We start from the raw sequence: 20,897 nt of genomic DNA, 5'->3' as shown, positions 1-20,897 counted from the left end.
AAGGCAGGACGGGGATGGTATATCGGCGCCGCAGATTCATGCAGATGCAGGCCGCAACCGAATCGGTTGCCGCGGCCCCGACTGCGCCGGTCGCGCGCCCGGCCAAGCCCCGCGCGCGAATGATGCGTCAATATGACCTCGTCGAGCGTGTCAGGTCCTACAATCCCAACACCGACGAAGACCTGCTGAACCGCGCCTATGTCTACGCCATGAAGGCGCATGGCTCGCAGACCCGCGCCTCGGGCGATCCGTATTTCTCGCACCCGCTCGAAGTGGCGGCGATTCTCACTGACCTGAAGCTCGACGACGCCACCATCGTGGCCGCGCTGCTCCACGACACCATCGAGGACACCGAAGCGACGCGGGCCGAGATCGACCAGATCTTCGGGCCCGAGATCGGCGCCCTGGTCGAGGGCCTGACCAAGCTGAAGCGGCTCGAGCTGGTGTCGCGGGAGGCCAAGCAGGCCGAGAACCTTCGCAAATTGTTGCTGGCCATTGCCGACGATGTCCGTGTGCTTCTGGTCAAGCTCGCCGACCGCCTGCACAACATGCGCACGCTGGATTTCGTGCCGCCGGAATCGCGCAGGCGCATTGCCGAGGAGACGCTCGACATCTATGCGCCGCTGGCGGGGCGCATGGGCATGCAGGAGATGCGCGAGGAGCTGGAGGATCTGTCCTTCCGCACCCTCGATCCCGAGGCCTATTCGGTGGTGATGCAGCGCCTCGACGCGCTGGCCGAACGCAACCGCAATCTGATCGGCGAGATCGAGGACCAGCTCTCCAACAATCTGCGCCACCGGGGCTTGGGCGCGCGGGTCTATGGCCGCCGCAAGAAGCCGTTTTCGATCTGGACCAAGATGGAGCGCAAGTCGGTCGGCTTCGAGCAATTGTCCGACATCTTCGGCTTTCGTCTCGTCGTCAACGATATCGAGGCCTGCTACCGCGCGCTCGGCATCGTCCACACCACTTGGCCCGTCGTGCCGGGGCGCTTCAAGGACTATATCTCGACGCCGAAGCAGAACGACTACCGCTCGATCCACACCACGGTGATCGGCCCCGGCAACCAGCGCGTCGAGTTGCAGATCCGCACCGAGGCGATGGACCAGATCGCCGAGCGCGGCATCGCCGCGCACGTGTTCTACAAGGAGGGCGTGGGGTCGCCGACCGAATTCCTCAAGCGCGAGTCCAATGCGTTCGCCTGGCTGCGCCACACCATCGGCATCCTCTCGGAGAGCGCCAACCCCGAGGAATTCCTCGAGCACACCAAGCTCGAGCTGTTCCACGACCAGGTGTTCTGCTTCACTCCCAAGGGCAAGCTGATCGCGCTGCCGCGCCATGCCAACGTGATCGACTTCGCCTATGCCGTTCACACTGACGTCGGCAACAGCGCGGTGGGCTGCAAGATCAACGGCCAGTTCGCGCCGCTGTCCTCGGAGCTTCAGAACGGCGACGAGGTCGAGGTGCTGACCTCGGAAGCGCAATCGGCGCCGCCTTCGGCCTGGGAGACGCTTGCGGTCACCGGCAAGGCGCGCGCCGCGATCCGCCGCGCCACGCGCACGGCCGTGCGCGATCAATATGCCGGGCTCGGCCGGCGCATCGTGGAGCGCCTGTTCGAGCGCGCCAAGATCGAATATGCCGACGACAAGCTCAAGGGCGCGCTGCCGCGGCTCGCACGCACCTCGATCGAGGACGTGATGGCGGCCGTGGGGCGCGGCGAGATCAAGGCCTCCCATGTCGCGCGGGCGATGTATCCCGACTACAAGGAGGAGCGCATCGCGCGCTACGGCGTCAAGAAGGGGCTCGCCGCCAAGCTCAAGGAGAAGTCGTCGGAGCCGCCGCGCAGTCCGGTCGCGATCCCGATTCGCGGCATCAATTCCGACCTGCCGGTGAAGTTCGCCCCCAACGGCGGCGCCGTGCCCGGCGACCGCATCGTCGGCATCGTCACGCCGGGCGAGGGCATCACGATCTACCCGATCCAGGCGCCGGCGCTGAAGGATTTCGAGGAGGAGCCCGAGCGCTGGCTCGACGTCCGCTGGGACATCGAGGACTCCGCGCCGCAGCGCTTCCCCGCCCGCATCCGGGTCGAGAACGTCAACGAGCCCGGCGCGCTGGCCCAGATCGCGACTGTGATCGCCGAGCACGACGGCAACATCGACAACATCAGCATGCAGCGCCGCTCGCCGGATTTCACGGAAACGACGATCGATCTCGAAGTCTACGATCTGAAACATTTGAGCGCGATCCTGGCCCAGTTGCGCGCCAAGGCGGTCGTCGCCAAAGTCGAACGTGTTAATGGATGATGCTGGTCGTTGCCGGGCTTGACCCGGCGACCCATCTCTTCGAAGAGGATGGATGCGCGGGTCGAGCCCGCGCATGACAAGTTGAGAAATGTCACCGTCGTGAGTCCTGAAATGCCCGCTTCGAAGCTTCGCCTCGGCGTCAATATCGATCACGTCGCAACCGTGCGTAACGCGCGCGGCGGCCGCCATCCCGATCCGGTGCGCGCGGCGCTGCTGGCGATCGAAGCCGGTGCCGACGGCATCACCGCGCATCTGCGCGAGGATCGCCGCCACATCCGCGATGAGGACATGGCGCGGCTGAAGGCCGAGATCTCCAAGCCGCTCAATTTCGAGATGGCGGCGACCGACGACATGATGCGCATCTCGCTCGCCACCAAGCCGCACGCGGTGTGCCTGGTGCCGGAGCGCCGGCAGGAGGTGACCACCGAGGGCGGGCTCGATGTGGTCGGTCAGCACAATCCGCTCGCGCCCTACATCGCGCGGTTGACCGATGCCGGCATCCGGGTCTCGCTGTTCATCGCTGCCGATCCCGCCCAGATCGAAATGGCCGCGCGGTTGCGCGCGCCGGTGATCGAGATCCACACCGGCGCCTGGTGCGACGCTGTGGTCGACGGTCACACCGAAAAGGCCGCGGGCGAATGGCAGCGGATCGTGGCGGGCGTGAAGCTGGCCAAGGCCGCCGGGCTCGAGGTCCATGCCGGCCACGGGCTCGACTACGAGACGGCGGAGACGATCGCAGCGCTGCCTGACATCATGGAGCTCAACATCGGCTATTACATGATCGGCGAAGCGCTGTTCGTCGGTCTCGCCGAGACGGTGCGCAGCATGCGCGCGGCAATGGACCGAGGCCGGAGCCGGGCATGATCATCGGCATCGGCTCCGACCTGATCGACATCACCCGCGTGGCGAAGGTGATCGAGCGCCATGGCGAGCGTTTCCTCGACCGCATCTTCACAACGGCCGAGCGGGCCAAGGCGGAGCGGCGGGCCAAGAACGAGAAGATGGTGGTGGCGACCTATGCCAAGCGTTTCGCCGCCAAGGAGGCCTGCTCCAAGGCGCTCGGCACCGGGATCCGGCGCGGCGTCTGGTGGCGCGACATGGGGGTGGTCAACCTGCCAGGCGGGCGGCCGACCATGCAGTTGACCGGCGGGGCGCTGGCCCGGCTCCAGGCCCTGACCCCGGAGGGGTTCGAGGCGCGGATCGACCTGTCGATCACCGACGACTGGCCCCTGGCGCAGGCCTTCGTCATCATTTCTGCCGTCCCGCTGCGGAAACCCTGAGACGGCTCGCGGCGGTTTTATGATTTGTGTTATAAATCAGTGTCTTATGCAGTTTTGATGCGATCCTTGATTGCGTGGCCTCCGACAACCGTCTAAAAGTCCGCGGACGCAAATCAGCTTGGGTTAATTCGGCTTTACGCCGGAATTGGCCCTCACTATCAGAATCAGGACAATCTCCTTGGGCCGCGAACCGATGGGCCGTTCGCGGGAGGAGGGCGCTCTGTGATCGCCGGCCGGAATTGAGAGAGCAATGAGCGTGACTTCGGGAACAAAAACTGAGAGCGGCATCGGCGAAACGATCCGGGTCGTGATCCACGCTCTCCTGATCGCGCTTGTGATCCGCACCTTCCTGTTCCAGCCCTTCAACATCCCGTCCGGCTCGATGAAGGCGACGCTGCTGGTCGGCGACTATCTGTTCGTCTCGAAATATTCCTACGGCTACAGCCACTATTCGATTCCGTTCTCGCCGCCGCTGTTCTCCGGGCGGATCTGGGGCTCGGATCCTGCCCGCGGCGACATCGTCGTGTTTCGGCTGCCGAAAGACGATTCCACCGATTACATCAAGCGCGTGATCGGCCTTCCCGGCGACCGCATCCAGATGCGGGACGGGCTGCTCTACATCAACGACACGCCGGTCGAGCGGCAGCGGATGAGCGAATATGTCGGCGAGGAGCCCTGCGGTTCGGAAGGCGGCGGCATCTCCCGGGTGAAGCGCTGGAAGGAGACGTTGCCGAACGGCGTGTCCTACGAGACGCTCGACTGCGCCGACAACGGTTACGTCGACAACACCAACGTCTACACCGTGCCATCGGGCCATTTCTTCATGATGGGCGACAACCGCGACAACTCCACCGACAGCCGCTTCCTCGGCCAGGTCGGCTATGTTCCGCAGGAGAATCTGATCGGCCGCGCGCAGATGATCTTCTTCTCCATCGGCGAAGGCGAGCATGCCTGGATGTTCTGGCGCTGGCCGTGGGCGGTGCGCTGGAATCGCTTCTTCAAAATCGTCCGATGAAAGACGAAGCCAAGGACATCGCAACCGAACCGATCGAGGCACAAGCGGGCCTCGACGGCGAAGCTGCGACCAAGAGCCTTGCAACCAAGGCTGCTGCAGGCAAGGCGCCCGCGAAGAAGAAGCGGACGCGGAGCAGCAAGGCCAAGGCTGCCACCGATGCGAACGCGGCGCTCGAGGCGCGCATCGGCCACAGCTTCGCCGACCCCAACATGCTGATGCAGGCGATCACGCATGTCTCGGCGCTGAAGTCCGGGCGCAAGCGCGGCGACAGCTATCAGCGCCTGGAATTCCTCGGCGACCACGTGCTCGGGCTGGTCGTCTCCGACATGCTCTATCATGCGTTCCCGAACGCCGATGAGGGCGAGCTGTCCAAGCGACTTGCCGAGCTCGTGCGCAAGGAAAGCTGCGCCGACGTCGCCAAGTCGCTCGGTCTGCTCGACGACATCAAGCTCGGCTCGGTCGGCTCCAGCGCCGACGCGCGCCTGCGCAAGTCCATCCTCGGCGACATCTGCGAGGCCGTGATCGGCGCCGTCTTCCTCGACGGCGGCTACGCGGCGGCGTCCGAATTCGTCAAGCGCAACTGGACCGAGCGCATGCACAAGCCGCGCCGTCCCTTGCGCGATCCCAAGACCGTGCTGCAGGAATGGGCGCAGGGCAAGGGACTGCCGACGCCGGTTTACCGCGAGGTCGAGCGCACCGGCCCGCATCATGATCCGCAATTCCGCGTCGCGGTGGACCTGCCGGGGCTCGCGCCGGCCGAAGGCATCGGCGGCAGCAAGCGCGCGGCAGAGAAGGTGGCAGCTTCAGTGATGATCGAACGAGAAGGTGTTGGCGGCAGCAATGACGGCTGAAGCAAGCGGCGAGACGCCCCCTGCGACGCGCTGCGGTTTCGTTGCGCTGATCGGCGCGCCGAATGTCGGCAAGTCCACGCTGGTCAATGCGCTGGTCGGGGCCAAGGTCACGATCGTCTCGCGCAAGGTGCAGACCACGCGCGCGCTGATCCGCGGCATCGTCATCGAGAACAACGCGCAGATCATTCTGGTCGATACGCCCGGTATCTTCCTGCCGAAGCGGAGGCTCGACCGGGCCATGGTCTCGACCGCCTGGAGCGGGGCGCATGACGCCGATCTCGTCTGCGTGCTGCTCGACGCCAAAACAGGGATCGACGAGGAGGCCGAGGCGATCCTCACCAAGGCGGCCAGCGTCAACCACGAGAAGATCCTCGTCATCAACAAGGTCGATCTGGTCCAGCGCGAGAAGCTGCTGGCGCTGGCGCAGGCCGCCAACGAGCGTATGAAGTTCGCACGGACCTTCATGATCGCGGCGATCTCGGGCGACGGCGTCGACGACCTCCGCAAGACGCTGTCCGAGATGGTGCCGGCAGGTCCGTTCCTTTACCCCGAGGACCAGATGTCGGACGCGCCGATGCGGCAGCTCGCGGCCGAGATCACGCGCGAAAAAATCTATCAGAAGCTGCACCAGGAATTGCCCTACCAGTCCACGGTCGAGACCGAGAAGTGGGAGGAGCGCAAGGACAAGTCGGTGCGGATCGAGCAGACGATCTTCGTCGAGCGCGAAAGCCAGCGCAAGATCGTGCTCGGCAAGGGCGGCGCCACCATCAAGTCGATCGGAGCGGACTCGCGCAAGGAATTGATGCAGATCCTGGACGTGCCGGTCCACCTGTTCCTGTTCGTCAAGGTGCGCGAGAACTGGGGCGACGATCCCGATCGCTACCGCGAGATGGGCCTGGACTTTCCGAGAGAATAACCAAGAACAGATCGGTATCCGATGAGCGTGCCCAGCAATGTCCGGCGCTTCGAAGCGCTGCTTTATGCATCGTTGATGCTGGACGCCTTGTCCGTTGCTGTGCAGGACCGCACGCCCAGCGCCGAGCTGACCGAGCAGATGATCATGACGGGGACCTTGCTTGCCGGCGGCATGATCCTGCTCCTGGTCTATTTCGTCCGGCTCGCCGCGCATGGGCGCAAGAACTGGCCGCGCTGGGTGCTGGCGGCAGCGCTCGTGCTGTCGGTGATCTCGCTCGGCCAAATCATCGGGGAGAAGGGCATGGAGCTCGACAGCGCCATCGAGATCGTTTCCTGCGTGCTGACGACGATGGGATTGTATTTCTCTTTCACTGGCGACGCCCAGGGCTGGTTCAACGCGTGACGTTTGGGTGGGCAAAGGCGCGCTCTTGCGCGCCGTGCCCACCATCTCACCATGGTCGCAAAAAATGCGTGGGCACGCTTCGCTTTGCCCACCCTACGACAGCTCGAAATGCGATAAGATTCCTTCCATGGAATGGACCGACGAAGGCATCGTGCTGGGCGTGCGGCGGCATGGCGAATCCAGCGCCATCGTCGAGCTCTTGACGCGCGGGCACGGCCGCCACCTCGGCCTCGTGCGCGGCGGCGCCGGCTCGCGGATGCGGCCCTTGCTGCAGCCGGGGAACAGCGTCAGCGTTGTCTGGCGGGCGCGGCTCGACGAGCATCTCGGCACCTACGCGATCGAGGGCTTGAAGCTGCGCGCGGCCACGTTGCTGGGATCGTCCCACGGCGTCTACGGCGTCACCCATCTCGCCTCGATTGCACGCCTCCTGCCAGAGCGCGATCCGCATGAGGAGATATTCACGCAGCTCCAGCATTCGCTCGATGATTTCGACGACATCGGCAGCGCCGCCGTGCACGTCATCCATTTCGAGCTGGCGATGCTCGGCGAGCTCGGCTTCGGGCTGGCGCTGGAGAATTGCGCGGTGACCGGCGAGCCCACGGACCTGATCTACGTCTCGCCGAAATCCGGCGGCGCGGTGTCGCGCGGCGCGGGCGAGCCGTGGCGCGACCGCCTGTTGCGCCTGCCGCCTTTTCTACGCCAGGGCGAGGTGCAGGGGGAGCTTACCGACGAGGATCTCCAGGATGGCTTTCGACTCACCGGCCTGTTCCTGCTGCGCCATGTGCTGGAGCCGCGCGGGCAGGTCCATTCCGACGCGCGGGCCGGCTTCATCAACGCGCTGACGCGACAGCAGGCCAGAGCCGCAATTTCCGCGCCATGAGCCAAGCGGGACTCTGCCTTGTCCCTCGACATGGAGTTCCCCGGAACGAAATCGGGTTCAATGGACTTGGCCCCTCAGGTTCCACCACGGGGATAGCCCAAATGTTGATCAGGGGATTCGCCTTGTCTGCGGCGCTGCTCGCGTTTGCGCCTGATGCCATCGCCGGCGAGCCGCAACCCGGCGTGTTTCGCCGGGCATCCTGCACGGTCGTCCGGTACTATGTGGCCAAATATTCCGCTGCGGCCGCAGAGACATGGGCGCGGTCGAAGGGCGCGACGGAGGCCGAGATCGAGGTCGCCCGGCGCTGCCTGACCAATGCTCCGACCACCACACAGGCCCAAAAGGGCCAGACCACCCAGCCTGTGACAGCCGGCTGGGCAGGCCATTAGGCCGCCCACAGGGAACCAATCCATCCTTGCCCGATTCGCTTCCACGGTTTAACCGGGCGGCATGGGAAAACGAATCGTTCCGCCGGAAGAACCGGCCGAAATTCACGAGGTGCCGCTGCGTGAAGCGCTCGAGGAGCGCTATCTCGCCTATGCGCTCTCCACCATCATGCACCGCGCGCTGCCCGACGCGCGCGACGGCCTGAAGCCGGTTCACCGCCGCATCCTCTACGGCATGCGCCTGCTCAGGCTCGACCCCGGCACCGCGTTCAAAAAATCCGCCAAGATCGTCGGCGACGTAATGGGCTCGTTCCATCCGCACGGCGACCAGGCGATCTACGATGCCATGGTCCGCCTCGCGCAGGACTTCTCCTCGCGCTATCCGCTGGTCGACGGCCAGGGCAATTTCGGCAATATCGACGGCGATAATCCCGCCGCCTACCGCTACACCGAAGCGCGCATGACCGACGTCGCGCGGCTTCTGCTCGAAGGCATCGACGAGGACGGCGTCGAGTTCCGCCCCAATTACGACGGCCAGTCGAAGGAGCCGATCGTGCTGCCCGGCGGCTTCCCGAACCTGCTCGCCAATGGCGCGCAGGGCATCGCGGTCGGCATGGCGACCTCGATCCCGCCGCACAACGCGGCAGAGCTCTGCGAAGCCGCGCTGCACCTGATCGAGAAGCCCGACGCCAAGTCCAAGGCGCTGATGAGGTGGGTCAAGGGCCCCGATTTCCCGACCGGCGGCATCTGCGTCGATTCCAAGCAGTCCATTGCCGAGGCCTACACCACCGGCCGTGGCTCGTTCCGCGTCCGCGCGCGGTGGGAGCAGGAGGAGGGCGCGCGAGGCGCCTGGGTCGTCGTCGTCACCGAGATTCCCTTCCTGGTGCAGAAGTCGCGACTGATCGAGAAGGTCGCCGAGCTGCTCGACCAGAAGAAACTGCCGCTGGTCGGCGACATCAGGGACGAATCGGCCGAAGACGTCCGCATCGTCATCGAGCCGAAATCGAAGAACGTCGATCCCGCCTTGATGATGGAATCGCTGTTCCGTCTCACCGAGCTCGAAAACAAGATTCCGCTGAACCTCAACGTTCTGATCAAGGGCCGCGTCCCCAAGGTGGTGGGCCTGGCCGAGTGTCTTCGCGAATGGCTCGACCATCTGCGCGACGTCCTGATCCGCCGCAGCAATCATCGCAAGGCCGAGATCGAGCGCCGGCTCGAGATTCTCGGCGGCCTGTTGATCGCCTATCTCAACATCGACGAGGTGATCCGGATCATCCGCAACGAGGACGAGCCGAAGCCGGCGCTGATCAAGGCGTTCAAGCTCACCGAGGTGCAGGCCGAAGCCATCCTCAACATGCGGCTTCGCTCCTTGCGCAAGCTCGAGGAAATGGAGATCCGCACCGAGGAAAAGGATCTGCGCAAGGAGCTGAAGGGCCTCGAGGGGCTGCTGGCCTCCGAGCCCGAGCAATGGAAGAAGGTCGGCGAGCAGGTCGGCAAGGTCCGCGACATGTTTGGACCGAAGACGCCGCTCGGCAAGCGCCGCACCACTTTTGCCGACGCGCCCGAGCACGATCTCGCCGCGATCGAGGAGGCCTTCGTCGAACGCGAGCCGGTGACGGTCGTGGTCTCCGACAAGGGCTGGATCCGCACCATGAAGGGCCATGTCGAGGATCTCTCGGGGCTGGCCTTCAAGCAGGACGACAAGCTCGGCTTTGCGTTCTTCGCCGAGACGACCTCGAAGCTGCTGCTGTTCGCCACCAATGGCAAGTTCTACTCGCTCGACGTCGCCAAGCTGCCGGGCGGCCGCGGCCACGGCGAGCCGATCCGCCTGTTCATCGACCTCGAACAGGAGGCGGCGCCCGTCGCGCTGTTCGTCAACAAGGGCGGACGCAAATTCCTGGTCGCGAGCCACGAGGGCCAGGGTTTCGTGGTCAACGAGGACGATTGCGTCGGCACCACCAAGAAGGGCAAGCAGGTCCTCAACGTCGACATGCCGAACGAGGCGCGCGTGGTTACCGAAGTGCTCGGTGACACCGTCGCGGTCATCGGCGAGAACCGCAAGATGCTGATCTTCCCGCTCGACCAGGTGCCGGAGATGGCGCGCGGCCGCGGCGTTCGTTTGCAGAAATACAAGGATGGCGGTCTCTCCGACATTGCCGTGTTCGAGGCGAAGGCCGGCCTGACCTGGAAGGATTCCGCCGGCCGCGAATTCAGCGCGACCACGAAGGAGCTCGCGGAGTGGAAGGGCACCCGCGCCGACGCCGGCCGCCTGCCGCCGAAGGGATTCCCGAAGTCGAACAAGTTCGGCCGGGTGATCGGGTAGGCGCCTTCTTGTCCCGGACGCGCTACAACGCTCTTTGCGTTGCTGCGCAGAGCCGGGACCCACGGGATGCGGGAGCCGCGCTCTCCAACTCTAAGTGCGCATCTCCGCAAACGCGCGGCAGATAGTCGTGGGCGCATACGTTGCCCCGCCGCGTGGGCACGAACATTGCTTTTTCCTGGCGACTGCGAACGTTTCAGTCAAAAGGCGAAACCACACCAATGTTCAAATTGAAGGCTTTCATTCCGGCGTTGCTTGGGCTCGCGATCGTTGCGGCACCTGCGCATGCCGCAGGCAATCTCGTCGCTGTGCTCGAGGCGGAGATCGTCACGCTCGATCCGCACTTCTCGACCGCCTATATTACGCGCACGTTTGGCTACATGGTGTTCGACACGCTGTTCGCGAAAGACTCCAAGGGCGACGTCAAGCCGCAGATGGTGCAGGACTGGAAGGTCTCTCCGGATGGATTGACCTACAGCTTCACGTTGCGTGACGGCCTGAAATGGCACGATGGTCAGCCGGTCACCGCCGCCGATTGCGTGGCCTCGTTGCGCCGCTGGGGCACCCGCAGCGCGCTTGGCCGCCGCATCTTTGCGATCACGGCCTCGCTCGAGCCGACCGATGCGAAGACCTTCGTGCTGACGTTGAAGGAGCCCTCCGGCCTCGTCATCGACGCGCTCGGCAATCCCGTCAGCCCCGTCGCCTTCATGATGCCCGAGCGCATCGCGAAAACACCCGGCGACCAGCGCATCACCGAGATCGTCGGCTCCGGCCCGTTCGTCTACAGCAAGGCCGATCACCGCACCGGCGATCGCATGATCCTGAAGAAGTTCGCCGACTATGTGCCGCGCTCTGAGCCCGCCGACTTCCTCGCCGGCGGCAAGCGCGTCAACGTCGACACGCTGGAGATCCGCGTCATTCCTGACGGTGCGACCGCAGCCTCCGCGCTGCAGGCCGGCGAAATCGACTTCATGCAATACGCACCGTTCGACCTGCTGCCGACGCTGGAGAAGAATTCGCGCGTCAAGCTTGTGAATTTCACCGGCGGCAACATGTTCGCAGGCGCCTATCGCCTCAACGCCGCGTCAAAACCGTTCGACGATCCCGCCATCCGGCGCGTGCTGTGGAAGCTGGTCGACCAGCGCGAGGTGCTGGATGCGCTCGGCCTCGATGCGAAATACGCGACGCCTTGCGCGACATACTTCACCTGCGGCACCACCTACGAGAGCAAGGCCGGCACGGACGCGGCCGCCAAGCCGTCGATCGAAGCGGCGAAGGCCGCGCTGAAGGCGACCAAATATGCCGGCGAGCCCGTCGTCGTCATGGAGGCCAACGATCTCGAAGCCCCTCGCGTCTCGGCGCAGGTGCTGGCCGAGCGGCTGAAGGCCGCCGGCTTCAACGTCGATCTCCAGGTGATGGACTGGGCCAGCGTGCTGGCGCGCCGCGCCAAGAAGGAGGGCTGGAGCGTGTATGGCGTTCACGCCGGCGGTTTTGACCTCGGCTCGCCGCTGACCAACGTCATGGTCGCCTTCAATTGTGCCGACTTCAGCGGTTGGCAATGCGATCAGCGCATCACACCGCTGCTGGAAGCCTTCGCCAAGGCGCCGGCCGAGGAGGACCGCAAGAAAATCGCCGGGGAGATCCAGAGTGTGATGTACGATCAGACCCCCGCGATCCCGTGGGGACAATTTGCGCAGCCGGCTGCCTATCGCGCCACCCTGCGTGGTCTGATACCGTCCGCCATCCCGGTGTTCTGGAACGTTGAGAAGTAACGCGATGTACGATGTCATTGTTGTCGGCGGCGGCTCTGCCGGCGCCGCTGTTGCGGCACGGCTCTCCGAGGATCCTGCACGACGTGTCCTGCTGCTCGAAGCAGGTCTCGACTGGCGCGCCGATGAAGCGCCGTGGGAGGTCAGGACGCCGAATCCGATCCCGATCATCCACAAGCGCGAGTACCAGGAGAAATGGCAGTGGCCCGATCTCTTGTCGCGCCGGGTGGCCGGGCAGGAGCCGCGCTTCTACTGGCGCGGCAAGGGGCTCGGCGGAAGCTCGATGATGAACGGTCAGATCGCCATCCGCGGCGTTGCCGACGCGTTCGACGAATGGGCGGCCAATGGCTGCACCGGCTGGTCGGCGAAGGACGTGATGCCCCTGTTCTCGGTGATCGAGGACGATTTTGAGTTCGGCGACGGCGAGGGCCATGGCCGCGGCGGGCCACTGCCGGTCTATCGCGCGTCGCTCGAGACTTGGGGCCCGATCGATCGCGGCTTGCGCGATGCGGCGCTGGCGAGCGGCTATCCCGGGTGCGATGACGTCAACGGTCCTGACGGCGAGGGCGTCGCCTGCTATCCCATCAACAGCCGCGACTTGCGCCGCATCAGCACCAATGAGGGTTATCTGGAGCCCGCGCGCGGGCGCGCCAATCTGGAGATCCGTGGCCATGCGCTGGTCGATCGAGTCTTGATCAGCGACGGCCGGGCAACTGGCGTCCGTGTTCATGTCGAAGGGCAGGGCACCCAGGAGATCAGCGCGCGCCAGATCGTGCTCTGCGCCGGCGCCATCCACAGCCCGGCGATCCTGCTGCGCTCGGGCATTGGCCCGGCGGAGGAGCTGAAGGCGATGGGAATTGGCGTCGCGCGCGACCTGCCGGTCGGCCGCCACTATTTCGACCATCCGCTGTTTCGCGCCACGATCCAGCTCCGCGAAAATCTGCGGCCGACCGATCCGGACACCCGCCACACCAATTGCTGCGTGACCTATTCCTCGGGCCTTGCGGACGGCGGCAAGCGCGACATGATCCTGATCGCTTTCAACCATCGCGGCATCGGCGTGCCGGGCGCGATCGGCGCGGGCTTGTTCAACGCCTACTCGCGAGGCACGCTCAAGCTCGCCTCGGCAGACCCTACGATTGATCCTGTTGTCGAGGAGAACATGCTGGCCGATCCGCGCGACATGCTGCGCATGATCGACGCGGTGAGGCGGCTCGCCGTGATCACATCCCAGCCGGCACTCTCGGGCATCGCGGACTGGATCAGGCTTGCCGACACCGATCTGACCTTGCCGCAGGCCGCCGCGCTGCCGGATCATGAGCTCGATGCGGTGCTGCGCCGTGAGACCGGCGACATCCAGCACGCCGCCGGCAGCTGCCGCATGACCAGCGTTGGCGATGCCGACGGAGTGGTCAATCCGGACGGTACGGTGAAGGGCATCTCCGGCTTGCGTGTCGCCGACGCTTCGATCATGCCGTCGGATTGTCGGGCTAACACGCATTTCACCACGGTGGTGATCGGGGAGGCGATCGCGCGGATGATGATGAAGTAGCCACCTTTCAAACAGCAGGCGAGAGTATGCCTTCTCGCGGCGCATGTCGCCCGAGTTTTGCTTCACGGCGCACCCTCGAAAGGACGAGGGCGCAGGGAAGGCCGGGCGCCGGCTGGCACCCGAGATCCGTGCGCGATAGAAATGCACACGGGGTGGACCACAGGTGTTGCCGGTCGCCCGGCCTTCCCTGCGCGAATGGTTTTAACGGTGTCCTTCGTGCTCTCCTCGGGGAGCGTTGCACTATTGCCCCCGTCGCCTTGCGGGATGGCTGATGCGCGCGCCCGGTCGGGCCGCTACATCACCGCAAGACTTGGCGCCAGAACCCCGGGCGTCGGGACCACACGACTTCTCCGTCCGCGCACGTCCTCGCTGGGAATCCGGGGGGTGGCGTGTGCTCGCCCCCGAAGCCATGCGAAGACGCTGTCGGCGCCGTGTCGTATGCGCGAAGGCAGTTGCTCACGGCCGAAGCCGCCCTGCAATGCCTGTTGCGCCCGACGCCGTCGCGTCCATCGCTGCCCAGCCCGCGGTTCGTGACGATCGCGATCCGCCCCTCGTCTCGGGCCAGGGTGTTTCGTGTGTACGACAAATCCGAATTTCGGTAAAGTAGAATATTTTATGAGCCGGGGCTTGACAAGCAGTCATCCCGCGCGCGGCGGGTGCTTTGCCCGACGGGAGCATTCTCTTGTCTGGAGGCATCGATAAGTTCCGCTGAGGAACTGAGCCGAAGAGCGCAGCCGCGTGATGTCCGCTGTCGCTGGTCAACCGAACCCAGGGCTGCACTGGCTTGGACCGCCCACTTTTGCCTCGATCTGGACATGAGCCGCTATGCCGACGGCGCTCCAAGCCATCACTACGTGCTCCGGTTCAAGGCAACCGCGCAGTTTTCGTGGTGTTCGGCCATCGGCGCTCGGATCAGCGAGCGCAGGAAATGCCTCGAAGTTAACCTCGCCCGTGCGACCTGGTCTGCTGCCGAATTATGTATCTATTTCGGGCGAATAGGCGCCTAGTGGATTTCATCACCGGCCCATCATGGCGCCTATCGGTGACTGAGAGCCCCGTGCTCCCGCCAAGTACGCGGAGCCATTCATGCTCAAGCCAACCACTTCCCTGACGGAACGCCTCACTCAAATGGCGAGTGTCGCTCGCAGCCGTGCAGAGACAGCGCCTCCTGGCCCCGAGCGGGAAGCTTTGTTAAAGGCCGCGCAACTGAATGAGAACGCCTTGCATATCCAGCAATGGCTGCGCCCTCGTGGGTCCGCCACAACCTGAAGCCTACCGTTCGATGAGAACGCAGCCTTACGTGACGGCGTTTTCCAATACTCGCTGTGGCCGTAGCCGAAGCTCGCTTGGCTCGGTGTCATGTGGGCCGTCCCCGCCACCTTTTGCTCCGAGGCCGACCGCGATGGAGCGCTGAGCATGTCTGCTCTGCCTGGTCGGTGCAGACGTCCCGTCGATGTGCTCGGCGAAAGTGGCTGGCTGAACTAACGGGAGAACTGAGCCTGATGTCTCCTGGCACGTGACTATGCCCGTATGGAACGAAAAACACCTGCGAGCCGCGACGCGCGCCGCTGGCGTCGCGTTGTGGTCCTGGAACGTCGATACTGACGCGATCACGATGGATGAGGCGGCATATGAGCTTTGGGATCTCGGCGGCACAATAGCCTTCGACTGGTCAGACGAGGGTGTGGTTGTTGCTTTGCGAATGAGTAAGAACAGTCTCGCGCTTTGAAGCCGCATCCTGCGCCGCTTATGACGCAAAGCGCAAAGCAGCACGAATTCAACGAATAAGTGAAAATATGGAACGATCTCCCGTTTTGGTTGTTGTTCTGCAGATCCCCGGACGTCGAGGATCGAAGACCAAGAAGTCAGCAGTCTCTAATGATCAAATCCCTACTGCCCCTCACGATCTTTATCCTCCTCGGAGCTTCAGTGATCGCTTTGCCGGGGTTTGCACCTAAAGTGCAAGCGGATGAAGTCGCGGCGCTGGCCAAAGGCGACCGGCTTGATCTGCGGGTCGTTGATTCGAACTGCTCGACCCAGGTCTGGCCGGACTTTGCCACTTCCTGCTTGCGACATGCCGGCTCTGGAGCGAAGCTTCAGGAAGCTCGCCTGGTAACTGCCCGTCGATAGTCTCTTTCCAGCACTTGCCGCAAAGCGAGAGTGCGCTTCCTGCTTCTAGCCCGTCAGGACAACGGTGATCGTGTCGAGATGCGCTCGTGCGCTTCCGACTGGGCCGCTGTCGTTTCCAAAGTGGAGCAACGGCAAGCGGTTGCTCCCAGTGGTTGGCGGGAAATCGGAAGAGTCTGGCTCTCCGTTGGCAGGACCGCATCGGTCGCCGTGAAATAGGGAGATATTGCCATGTCTACAAATCCTACTCAGGTGCCGAACGTTCTGATCGTGGAAGACGAGATGATCCTGCGCATGCGTGCCGTCGATATCGTGGAGGACGCCGGTTTCTGCCCCGTCGAGGCCGTCAATGCCGACGAGGCAATCTCGGTCCTCGAATCCCGCTCGGATATTTCGTTGCTTCTCACCGACATTCAAATGCCTGGCAGCATCGACGGCCTGAAACTCGCCCATGCGGTGTGCGAACGCTGGCCATCGATCAAGATCATACTGGTTTCCGGTCAAGTGAAGCCGTCCGAGGAAGAGAGGCCAGCCAACAGCCGCTTCTTCGGCAAACCGCTCGGTGTCGAGCAAATGATCACCGAGTTGCAGGGGATGATCGGTGCAGGTGCGCTGCAGATCATTCCGACTGCAGCCGATTGGATGACCGGTGAGGCGGCTCACCCGACGCAAATGGTCGATCCTTCATCCCGATCAACACACGAAACCATTTTGACGGCAGAAAACGACAGTCTCCGCCTGCTGCTCGAACAAGCCGAGATAGACGCCCGGGCACTCATCATCCAAGCCGGGATCGACGCCGAGCAGCGAACCGCGGCCGACAAACTGCAGAAGCTGATCCTGGGCGAGCTTCATCACCGCGTCAAAAATACGCTTGCCATGGTCAGTGCCATCGCGTCCCAAAGCTTCCGCGGAGCGCTGAGTATCGAGCACGGACAGAAGGCCATGGAGGGAAGGCTGCTCGCATTGGGGCGAGCCCACGATCTGCTGCTGCAAGTCAGTTGGGCGGATGCAAGCCTTACTCACACGCTGAGCAGCGCGACGGAACCTTATGACAGCCATGGCGACCGACGTTTTCATTTCAATGGACCAGATATCAAGATCAGCTCCGTAGCTGTCATCGCGCTTGCGATGACGATGAACGAGCTGTGCACGAACACGACCAAATTCGGAGCGCTGTCGGTCCCCACAGGCCGCGTGGAAGTGGCGTGGGGACTCGACGGCGCAAAGCAGAGACTTCGCCTTGTGTGGACGGAAAGGGGAGGCCCCACGGTCGAGCCGCCGGTGCGGCGGAGCTTCGGCACCCGGATGATGGGGTCTCTCGGACAGCAATTGGCAGGTCAGGTGGGCCTTGCCTACGAACCAAGCGGCTTCATTTATTCGCTGGATGTGCCGCTGAGCTCGGTTGTTGCAGCCGCCTGAACTGGCGCTGCCGGTCTCGATGATTTGCCGACCGGCATAGGCAACGTCCACGTCGCCTCGACTGCGCTTTTGCGGATCATGCTTTAGATCCATCCCACCAGCCGGAGCGCCACGCCTGCGGCGCAGCTTCCCGCCAGCACCGTCAGCATCCCCAGCTTGAACCGGAAGATCGCAGTGGCCGCCGCGATCGCCAGCAGCATCGCCGGGATATCGACGCTCGTCAGCACCGGCCTGTCGAAGTCCAGCGGAAACGCGTGCACCGGCACTGTCTCGCGGAACAGCGTGTGCAGGGCGAACCAGATCGACAGGTTGAGGATGACGCCGACGACGGCGGCGGTGATTGCGCTGAGCGCGCCGGCCAAACCCGCGTTGCCGCGCAGGCGCTCGATATAGGGTGCGCCGACGAAGATCCAGAGGAAGCAGGGCGTGAAGGTGACCCAGGTCGCGAGCAGGCCGCCGAGCGTGGCCGCCAGCATCGGCGACAGGCCGCCGGGATCGCGGAACGCGGCCATGAAGCCCACGAACTGGAGCACCATGATCAGCGGGCCCGGCGTGGTCTCGGCCATGCCGAGGCCGTCCAGCATCTCGTGCGGCTTCAGCCAGTGATAATGCTCGACCGCCTGCTGGGCGACATAGGCCAGCACGGCATAGGCGCCGCCGAAAGTCACCAGCGACATTTTCGAGAAGAACAGCGCGATCTGGCTGAACACGTTGCCTTGGCCGAGCGCGATCAGCAACACGGCGACCGGCACCAGCCAGAGCGCCAGCCACAACGCACTGAGGCGGATCGTTCGCGCGGTGTCGGGACGCACATGATCGGGCACGGCGTCGCCGAGCATGCTGTCGATGACGGCGCTGCCGCCGCCATGGCCGTGACCGGCGGGCGCGAATTCCGGACGGCCGCTGCGTGCGCCGCCGTAACCGATGAGGCCGGCGGCGATGATGATGATCGGGAAGGGGACCGCGAAGAAGAAGATCGCGACGAAGGCGATGGCCGCCAGCGCGATCATGACGCGGTTCTTCAGCGCGCGCTTGCCGACGCGGACCACGGCCTCGACGACGATGGCGAGCACGGCGGCCTTCAGCCCGAAAAACAGCGCCTCGACGAAGCTGACATTGCCGAAAGCGGCATAGATGGTGCTCAGGCCCATGATGGCGATGATGCCGGGCAGGATGAACAACCCGCCCGCCATCAGGCCGCCGGCGGTACGATGCATCAGCCAGCCGATATAGGTCGCGAGCTGTTGCGCCTCCGGTCCCGGCAGCAGCATGCAATAGTTCAGCGCGTGCAGGAAACGGCCCTCGGAGATCCACTTCTTCTCCTCGACCAGGATGCGGTGCATCACCGCGATCTGACCCGCGGGCCCGCCGAAGCTCAGGCAGGCGACGCGAAGCCAGACGCGAAACGCCTCGTTGAAGCTGATGCCGTGATCGGCATCAGCTCCCGTTTGATTGACCCGGGTATCCATCACGTCTTCACTTTGTTGGTCGGCCAATTGTGGGTCTCGCCAGTGGCGTCGCGGCACCAGCGGTAGAAGGCGTCGTAGAGCAGCATGCCGGCCTCGAGCTGTTCGATGTCGTCGTCGTACATCCGCGACAGCCCGAGCGAGGCCGCGAGCAGGCCGGGCGCCTCCGGCGCGAGGTCCGGTCGCGCGGTGTCGGCGCCGCGCACCAGCGTTGCCAGCCGCAGCAAGGCCGGGGTCGCGATCCCGAACTCCTCGATCATGACGTCGAAGGTGCAGAGCTCGCCGCGGTGACTCCAGAACACGTTCTGGATGTCGAAGGGAGCCGCGCCAAACCGCTCGCCGACGGCGACCACTTCGGACGGCGCCACATACAGGAACACCGCGTTGGGATCGACGAAGCGGCGGATCAGCCAAGGGCAGGCGATACGGTCCACCTTCGGCCGCGCCCGCGTCACCCAGACGGTGCGCCCCTTGGCATCGCGCGGCGGCAATTTTGCCGCGTCGATCAGCGGCAGCCTGGCGTCCTTCCAGCCCTCGAAGCCGCCCTCCAGCGTCTCGGCCTGCACGCCGAGCTGCCGCAGCCACGCCGCCGTGCCCTGCGCGAGCTTTGCGCCGCGCAGGCAGGCGACAATGGCGGAGCGGCCGGACAGCTCGCAGCCCCAGTCGGAGACAGTGTCGTGGCTGAGCTTGATGGAGCCGGGGATCAGCCTTGGGTCGGCGGCAAAATCCTCGTCCGTGCGCACGTCGATCAGGACAGGGGCATTCGCCGTGCCGATCAACCGTGTCAATTTGTCAGATGATATGGTCGTAAACGTTGACATGATGCGTCCTCGCATAAACGAAACGGGACGCGATACTTGGGCATGTCGCCTCGTGGGGAGATCGCTCAAATCCCCATGGCGCCATTACAGCCAAATCGCGCGGGCCTGTCAATCGGCGGTTTTGGAGGCGGTGAGCGTTAGAAAGATCGGCTGCGGCGGCCTATATTGGGCGGAGGAATCTGTTCCCGGAGCCTGACCTGATGCATTCCCATTCCATCGAACAATGGACCCACGACCACGCTTTCCTCGGCGAGAAGCACGACGAGAACGAGCGGCGCACCTGGCTCGTGGTCGTGCTGACGCTGGTCATGATGGTCGGCGAGATCGTCGCCGGCTCGCTGTATGGCTCGATGGCGCTGCTCGCCGACGGCTGGCACATGGGCACGCATGCGGCCGCGCTCGGCATTGCCGCCTTCGCCTATCGTTTCGCGCGGCGGCATCTGGGGAATGCGCATTTCACCTTCGGCACCGGCAAGTTCGGCGATCTCGCCGCCTTCGCCAGCGCAATCATCCTCGGCCTCATCGCGGTCGAAATCGCCTATGAGAGCGTGCTGCGGCTGATCAATCCGGTGCCGATCGTCTACGGCGAGGCCATCGCGGTGGCCGTGCTCGGATTGTGCGTTAATCTCGCGAGCGCGTGGCTGCTGCGCGACAGCCATGCTCATCACCATCACGGCCATGATCATGGCCATGCCCATGACGATCACGATCACCACGGCCATCACCACCATCATCACGACAACAATCTTCGCGCCGCCTATGTCCATGTCATGGCCGATGCCGCGACCTCGGTGCTGGCGATCGCCGCGCTCGCGGTCGCCATGTATTCGGGCTGGGTTTGGGCCGATCCCGCCGTCGGCCTGATCGGCAGCGCGGTGATCGCGAGCTGGGCGTTCGGCCTGGTCAAGACGTCGGGCGCGGTGCTGCTCGACGTGCGCGCCGACGAGAAGCTGGAGCGGGTGATCCGCGCACGCATGGAGGTCGGCGACGACCGCGTGACCGACCTCCATCTCTGGCAGGTCGGCCCCGGCCATTGTGCCGTGCTGCTCTCGGTGGTGTCGGACAAGCCGAAGCAACCGGATGTGTACAAGCGGCGGCTGGTCGGGCTGAAGGGGCTTAGCCATGTCACCGTCGAGGTGGAGACGTGTCCGCATTAGCGGCGAATGAACGTGACTTCTCGTGTAGAGAAGATGTCTATTCTATTTTGAGTTGTGCATAACCGCCGCGGAGGCAACCGGCGCAGGCATCTCGCAAATCGTGATCTGGTTCATAACCGGGCGGCCGCGTGCGCAGTATGCATTTGCGTGCGCTCTATGAGGGCATCCGCCGAATTGGCGATTGCCGGGGCAAGGTCCCGGTCGACATCAGGTAAGTGGAATAGCATCGGCCT

The 20,897-nt window shown here is 64.3% G+C and carries 18 protein-coding genes and 1 pseudogene; 17 read left to right on the top strand and 2 right to left on the bottom strand.

Annotation, left to right across the window (positions count from 1 at the left end):
* The first annotated feature begins 14 nt into the window (after positions 1-14).
* The 16 genes and pseudogenes from CIT39_RS19865 to CIT39_RS19795 all read left to right on the top strand — a co-directional run bounded on the left by CIT39_RS19865 (position 15) and on the right by CIT39_RS19795 (position 17,220).
* On the top strand, positions 15-2,300 hold the full coding sequence (locus CIT39_RS19865) for a RelA/SpoT family protein (protein WP_094977559.1): 2,286 nt from the start codon (positions 15-17) through the stop codon (positions 2,298-2,300).
* A gap of 111 nt (positions 2,301-2,411) precedes the next feature.
* Positions 2,412-3,164 carry a pyridoxine 5'-phosphate synthase gene (locus CIT39_RS19860; protein ID WP_094977860.1) on the top strand — a complete coding sequence of 251 codons (753 nt, stop codon included), beginning with the start codon at positions 2,412-2,414 and terminating at the stop codon, positions 3,162-3,164.
* A complete protein-coding gene (acpS, locus tag CIT39_RS19855; RefSeq protein WP_094977560.1) occupies positions 3,161-3,580 on the top strand; it encodes a holo-ACP synthase in 420 nt (139 codons plus the stop codon). Before CIT39_RS19860 ends, acpS begins: the two co-directional genes overlap by 4 nt.
* Positions 3,581-3,830: 250 nt before the next feature.
* Positions 3,831-4,595, top strand: a complete 765-nt coding sequence (gene lepB / locus CIT39_RS19850) for a signal peptidase I (RefSeq protein ID WP_094891858.1) — start codon at positions 3,831-3,833, stop codon at positions 4,593-4,595.
* Positions 4,592-5,446, top strand: a complete 855-nt coding sequence (gene rnc / locus CIT39_RS19845) for a ribonuclease III (RefSeq protein ID WP_094977561.1) — start codon at positions 4,592-4,594, stop codon at positions 5,444-5,446. The genes lepB and rnc overlap by 4 nt, the downstream gene beginning before the upstream one ends.
* Positions 5,436-6,362 (top strand): GTPase Era, encoded by a 927-nt coding sequence (gene era, locus CIT39_RS19840; protein WP_094977562.1) that lies wholly within the window; start codon positions 5,436-5,438, stop codon positions 6,360-6,362. Before rnc ends, era begins: the two co-directional genes overlap by 11 nt.
* A 21-nt stretch (positions 6,363-6,383) precedes the next feature.
* A complete protein-coding gene (locus CIT39_RS19835; RefSeq protein WP_094977563.1) occupies positions 6,384-6,764 on the top strand; it encodes a hypothetical protein in 381 nt (126 codons plus the stop codon).
* Between the two features lie 127 nt (positions 6,765-6,891).
* The gene (gene recO, locus CIT39_RS19830; RefSeq protein WP_094977564.1) at positions 6,892-7,644 is read left to right on the top strand and encodes a DNA repair protein RecO; all 753 of its coding nucleotides are present in this window, start codon (positions 6,892-6,894) and stop codon (positions 7,642-7,644) included.
* 101 nt (positions 7,645-7,745) lie between these two features.
* On the top strand, positions 7,746-8,033 hold the full coding sequence (locus CIT39_RS19825; protein WP_094977565.1) for a hypothetical protein: 288 nt from the start codon (positions 7,746-7,748) through the stop codon (positions 8,031-8,033).
* 61 nt (positions 8,034-8,094) lie between these two features.
* Entirely contained in the window at positions 8,095-10,353 is a 2,259-nt protein-coding gene (gene parC, locus CIT39_RS19820) for a DNA topoisomerase IV subunit A (protein ID WP_094977566.1), read from the top strand.
* Positions 10,354-10,571: 218 nt separating this feature from the next.
* The gene (locus CIT39_RS19815; protein WP_094977567.1) at positions 10,572-12,122 is read left to right on the top strand and encodes an ABC transporter substrate-binding protein; all 1,551 of its coding nucleotides are present in this window, start codon (positions 10,572-10,574) and stop codon (positions 12,120-12,122) included.
* Between the two features lie 4 nt (positions 12,123-12,126).
* Positions 12,127-13,671 carry a GMC family oxidoreductase gene (locus CIT39_RS19810; RefSeq protein WP_094977568.1) on the top strand — a complete coding sequence of 515 codons (1,545 nt, stop codon included), beginning with the start codon at positions 12,127-12,129 and terminating at the stop codon, positions 13,669-13,671.
* An 815-nt stretch (positions 13,672-14,486) separates the two neighbouring features.
* Entirely contained in the window at positions 14,487-14,678 is a 192-nt protein-coding gene (locus tag CIT39_RS19805) for a hypothetical protein (RefSeq protein WP_148667334.1), read from the top strand.
* 515 nt (positions 14,679-15,193) lie between these two features.
* Positions 15,194-15,319, top strand: a pseudogene (locus CIT39_RS33215) (histidine kinase); the annotation flags it as partial.
* Between the two features lie 230 nt (positions 15,320-15,549).
* The gene (locus tag CIT39_RS19800) at positions 15,550-15,801 is read left to right on the top strand and encodes a hypothetical protein (RefSeq protein ID WP_094977570.1); all 252 of its coding nucleotides are present in this window, start codon (positions 15,550-15,552) and stop codon (positions 15,799-15,801) included.
* A 228-nt stretch (positions 15,802-16,029) separates the two neighbouring features.
* Complete coding sequence (locus CIT39_RS19795) at positions 16,030-17,220, top strand: HWE histidine kinase domain-containing protein (RefSeq protein ID WP_094977571.1); 1,191 nt, start codon at positions 16,030-16,032, stop codon at positions 17,218-17,220.
* 83 nt (positions 17,221-17,303) lie between these two features.
* Here CIT39_RS19795 and chrA read toward each other — a convergent pair whose 3' ends face one another.
* Together chrA and CIT39_RS19785 are read right to left on the bottom strand one after the other, a co-directional pair.
* Entirely contained in the window at positions 17,304-18,689 is a 1,386-nt protein-coding gene (chrA, locus tag CIT39_RS19790) for a chromate efflux transporter (protein ID WP_094977572.1), read from the bottom strand.
* Complete coding sequence (locus tag CIT39_RS19785; RefSeq protein ID WP_148667333.1) at positions 18,689-19,507, bottom strand: chromate resistance protein ChrB domain-containing protein; 819 nt, start codon at positions 19,505-19,507, stop codon at positions 18,689-18,691. Before CIT39_RS19785 ends, chrA begins: the two co-directional genes overlap by 1 nt.
* A 200-nt stretch (positions 19,508-19,707) precedes the next feature.
* On the opposite strand from CIT39_RS19785, the gene dmeF reads away from it, so the two are divergent.
* Entirely contained in the window at positions 19,708-20,664 is a 957-nt protein-coding gene (gene dmeF, locus CIT39_RS19780; protein WP_094977574.1) for a CDF family Co(II)/Ni(II) efflux transporter DmeF, read from the top strand.
* Positions 20,665-20,897 lie beyond the last annotated feature (233 nt).

The organism is Bradyrhizobium symbiodeficiens (genome assembly GCF_002266465.3).
Classification (GTDB): Bacteria; Pseudomonadota; Alphaproteobacteria; order Rhizobiales; family Xanthobacteraceae; genus Bradyrhizobium; species Bradyrhizobium symbiodeficiens.
The sequence above is the reverse complement of the archived record's forward strand: the minus strand, read 5'-3'. Positions and strand labels throughout refer to the sequence as shown.

Coding starts and splice junctions, on each gene's coding strand:
- acpS (WP_094977560.1), top strand. CDS start 3,161: ATGATCATCGGCATCGGCTCCGACCTGATCGACATCACCCGCGTGGCG.
- chrA (WP_094977572.1), bottom strand. CDS start 18,689: ATGGATACCCGGGTCAATCAAACGGGAGCTGATGCCGATCACGGCATC.
- rnc (WP_094977561.1), top strand. CDS start 4,592: ATGAAAGACGAAGCCAAGGACATCGCAACCGAACCGATCGAGGCACAA.
- parC (WP_094977566.1), top strand. CDS start 8,095: ATGGGAAAACGAATCGTTCCGCCGGAAGAACCGGCCGAAATTCACGAG.
- dmeF (WP_094977574.1), top strand. CDS start 19,708: ATGCATTCCCATTCCATCGAACAATGGACCCACGACCACGCTTTCCTC.
- CIT39_RS19835 (WP_094977563.1), top strand. CDS start 6,384: ATGAGCGTGCCCAGCAATGTCCGGCGCTTCGAAGCGCTGCTTTATGCA.
- CIT39_RS19860 (WP_094977860.1), top strand. CDS start 2,412: ATGCCCGCTTCGAAGCTTCGCCTCGGCGTCAATATCGATCACGTCGCA.
- CIT39_RS19815 (WP_094977567.1), top strand. CDS start 10,572: ATGTTCAAATTGAAGGCTTTCATTCCGGCGTTGCTTGGGCTCGCGATC.
- CIT39_RS19795 (WP_094977571.1), top strand. CDS start 16,030: ATGTCTACAAATCCTACTCAGGTGCCGAACGTTCTGATCGTGGAAGAC.
- CIT39_RS19865 (WP_094977559.1), top strand. CDS start 15: ATGGTATATCGGCGCCGCAGATTCATGCAGATGCAGGCCGCAACCGAA.
- CIT39_RS19805 (WP_148667334.1), top strand. CDS start 14,487: ATGAGCCGCTATGCCGACGGCGCTCCAAGCCATCACTACGTGCTCCGG.
- CIT39_RS19800 (WP_094977570.1), top strand. CDS start 15,550: ATGATCAAATCCCTACTGCCCCTCACGATCTTTATCCTCCTCGGAGCT.
- lepB (WP_094891858.1), top strand. CDS start 3,831: ATGAGCGTGACTTCGGGAACAAAAACTGAGAGCGGCATCGGCGAAACG.
- recO (WP_094977564.1), top strand. CDS start 6,892: ATGGAATGGACCGACGAAGGCATCGTGCTGGGCGTGCGGCGGCATGGC.
- CIT39_RS19810 (WP_094977568.1), top strand. CDS start 12,127: ATGTACGATGTCATTGTTGTCGGCGGCGGCTCTGCCGGCGCCGCTGTT.
- CIT39_RS19825 (WP_094977565.1), top strand. CDS start 7,746: ATGTTGATCAGGGGATTCGCCTTGTCTGCGGCGCTGCTCGCGTTTGCG.
- CIT39_RS19785 (WP_148667333.1), bottom strand. CDS start 19,507: ATGTCAACGTTTACGACCATATCATCTGACAAATTGACACGGTTGATC.
- era (WP_094977562.1), top strand. CDS start 5,436: ATGACGGCTGAAGCAAGCGGCGAGACGCCCCCTGCGACGCGCTGCGGT.